This is a genomic window from Rothia sp. HMSC069D01, assembly GCF_001810135.1.
Lineage (GTDB): Bacteria > Actinomycetota > Actinomycetes > Actinomycetales > Micrococcaceae > Rothia.
In genome coordinates, this window is sequence record NZ_KV800108.1 from 267,511 (window position 1) to 270,560 (window position 3,050).

3 protein-coding genes are annotated in these 3,050 nt (G+C 55.1%); all 3 read left to right on the top strand.

Annotated elements, in window-relative coordinates:
* The first annotated feature begins 454 nt into the window (after nucleotides 1–454).
* The 3 genes from HMPREF2710_RS05495 (at nucleotide 455) to HMPREF2710_RS05505 (ending at nucleotide 3,010) form a co-directional block, all read left to right on the top strand.
* Nucleotides 455–703, top strand: a complete 249-nt coding sequence (locus tag HMPREF2710_RS05495) for a hypothetical protein (protein WP_005505891.1) — start codon at nucleotides 455–457, stop codon at nucleotides 701–703.
* Between the two features lie 391 nt (nucleotides 704–1,094).
* Nucleotides 1,095–1,811, top strand: a complete 717-nt coding sequence (locus tag HMPREF2710_RS05500; protein WP_070599964.1) for a DUF6318 family protein — start codon at nucleotides 1,095–1,097, stop codon at nucleotides 1,809–1,811.
* A gap of 407 nt (nucleotides 1,812–2,218) precedes the next feature.
* Nucleotides 2,219–3,010 (top strand): hypothetical protein, encoded by a 792-nt coding sequence (locus HMPREF2710_RS05505; protein ID WP_246824535.1) that lies wholly within the window; start codon nucleotides 2,219–2,221, stop codon nucleotides 3,008–3,010.
* The last annotated feature ends 40 nt before the right edge of the window (nucleotides 3,011–3,050 follow it).

Sequence of the window (3,050 nt, forward strand, 5' to 3'; positions counted from 1 at the left end):
CTCGAAACACATGTGGCTTTTCGCCGTTCATAGGGGAGGGGCGAAGACACTAACCTATCGAAACAGCCAGCTACCCGCCGTGTAAATTACTCCCTCTGCACAGCACCGATTTTCGGTCATGAGTTAGTGACTTTGGTGGGGGTTAAAACCCCAGCCCAGAGTCACTAACCCATGGTCGAAGTCCGTAACCCATGACCGAATTTCCGCCCGGTGTGTGGGAGGCGGGGCAACGCCGCACAGGAGGCAAGCCCGTCCGCGCCTAATCTTCCGCACGGCGGGGGAGTCTGGCAGGGGAGTGCGCCTCCAGAAAACCCCTCGTCACGCAATATTTTTGTGCATTTTCTCCGGCACGGGCGGTGCAGCCCCTTATCTTGTCAGGGGTGCCCCGTACCTTGGTGGTAGAGAACAACGACGCGTTCTCACCCACTCCGCCGAGCGACCAAAGGAGCCCCTCATGTACACGGTTGGTTACTACAATGACGAAGACTTCCGCGCCTTCTACTCCGGTCAGGACGCCGCCAACATTGACGACTTCTTCACTGACAACGGCGAATACCTCATGGTGTACCTGCCGGAGGTGACCGACCGCGAGTTCCTCGCCGGCCTCCGCTACGGTAACGGCTGCGACGCTCTCTGCCAGAGCGGATATGCCCTCGACGAGGCAGAAGAGGCCCTCCGCGACATGTACGCGCTCGCCGTGTAGCCCGCCCACCTGTCACAGATGGGGATCCGGTCATGAGTTGCGGATTTGTGCCATAGGTTAGTGTCTTTGGTCGTAGTTAAAAACCATGGTCGAAGACACTAAACCATGGCACAAAATTCTGCAGGGGCGGGGCCTCCGCGAGTGTAGATTTATTTGATGCATAAAGCATTGATGTGTCCGAATAATGACGTTCAGATACTATTGCACTCAAAGCAACGCAAATAGACACAAAGATGCGGTAGGGTGGTAACTGTAGTGTTCCATAACGCATTGATGCGTTTGTTGGGTGCGCTACGGGGCTGTTTTCCTTCCGGTGGTCAGCTTAACCTGCGAATAACGGCCTGACATGCACATATATCACACCGTCACCGATGATAGGAGCGTATCTTCTATGGATTCGACCATTTTCAACCGCCGTACCCTGTTGGGTAGCGGCGCACTTGTGGGCCTTGGTGCCCTGCTTGCGGCGTGTGGCCAGCAGGCAAATAACGAGGCGGTAGCCACCGCCTCCGCTGCGCCGAGTGATACCGCTTCGGCGTCTGCGGCAGCATCGGAGTCACCCTCTGCGAGCGCCACCCCGTCTACTGTTCGAGGCTATTCGGGCGGCTCCAAGGCGCCCGATGGAGAATACCGCAAGGCTGACTGGCAGGGACCTGCCCAGAATGTGCCCAAGCCTCCTGCACCGGAGGAGGGCTACCGCGAGAAGTCTATCTCTGGTTTGGAGAAGACCATTCGAGCTTGGTCGAATTGGCGTAATTACGCCGTCGAGACAGGAAACTTTACTGAAGTTCGACGTTACGTATCACAATCACTTAAATCAGAAATAAATTTCTATGATGAAATGAGCAGCTTATATCAAAAAGGTGGTTGGATCATTGATGGGCACAATGAATTTGTAGCAGATGGGGCACCCTATTCAGAAGATGGAACAACCTACACCTGGAGGGTCTACCGCAAGTGGAATTCCGTCATGTACGTTCAGCCAGACGGCAGCTGGGAGAGTCGAGAAAATCGCGAAGTAGATAACAATAAGTGGAATCTTTCTCTAATTTATGCAGACGGTAGCTGGCTTATCAACGGACTAAAGAAAGTCAGCAAGGAGCAATAATGCGAGGTCACAAGTTTGCGATTCTTCTAGCATCTTTACCACTATTTATATCCCAGACTGTGTCCTATGCAGGAGAAGCACCCTTCAATTCATATTCAGAGTGCGCAGCTACGAACCCAAACTCTGCCAGTGTCTGTGAACAGATATTTGTACCGAAGGATCAGACGGAGTCAGAGGATGTGGGCTTGAGAGACGATGGGCATGATACTTCCGGAGGTAGTACAAAACGCCAAGAGCAAGCTTCGATTGCACCCCAAGTCCATGAGTGGGAAAAGAGCCACAACCCCAATGGTTTTGATGTCTACTCCTCCAAAAATAACCCCGGTGTCCTTTACTGTGTAACCCCGGGAGGAAAAGTCGGTATATACAAACACACCAACCTCAGCCCGGAAACTGATGCAGGATTCATGGACCGCGGTCGCCCAGCAATGGGACTGAAGAGCCCCACCAGTGCTAACTGCATCCCCTCAGACATCAAGGCTGTTCAGGACACTAAATCCAAGGCAAACGACGGTCCCACCTGGGAGCAAATGATGGCGCAAATCATTGAGGCCGCCCAGTCGCTAGAGCCGGGCAAGCCGACCCTGCACCAGTCCTACAACAACCCCGCAGGCACTGGCCGAGCAGAAGGCGACCCCAACGTCTACAAGGGCGACCAGATCAACTTCTACGTCGATGACGGAGGCCCCTACCGCCTCGAAGCAGACATGCTCGCCGGACACGTCGAAATTGAGCTCATGCCCTCCTCCTATGTCATCGAGTACGGCAACGGCGATACTGCCACTAACTACACCGCTGGCAAACCGGTCACCACCTACCCCCGTGAGCGTCCGAGGCAGACGGATACCAGCTACGCCTACCAGCGTTCGGGTAACTTCCATGCGTATGCGACCGTGCATTACACGGCTCGTTTCCGTGTGGATGGTGGCCCGTGGCAGATGATGGAAGTGACCCCGCAGGCGACCAGTGACCCGTTGCTGGTGCGTGTGTGGTGGGTTGATGTGGGACGCGTGGCAGGTGACTGCAGCTACGACGACACTCGCTGGGGCTGCAAGAACGACCCCACGATGGGTAAGAAGGATAACCCGAACCCGCGCCTGCGCAAGGCCGATATTCGCACCGGTCAGCGCTGGCACCTGAATGATAACGGTGACGGGGACACGGAGTATTCACTGCACCGTGACTGGCCCGACATGTAAAGTCCACTGTGGGTCTTACGTTGAGAAGCCACATGTTCGC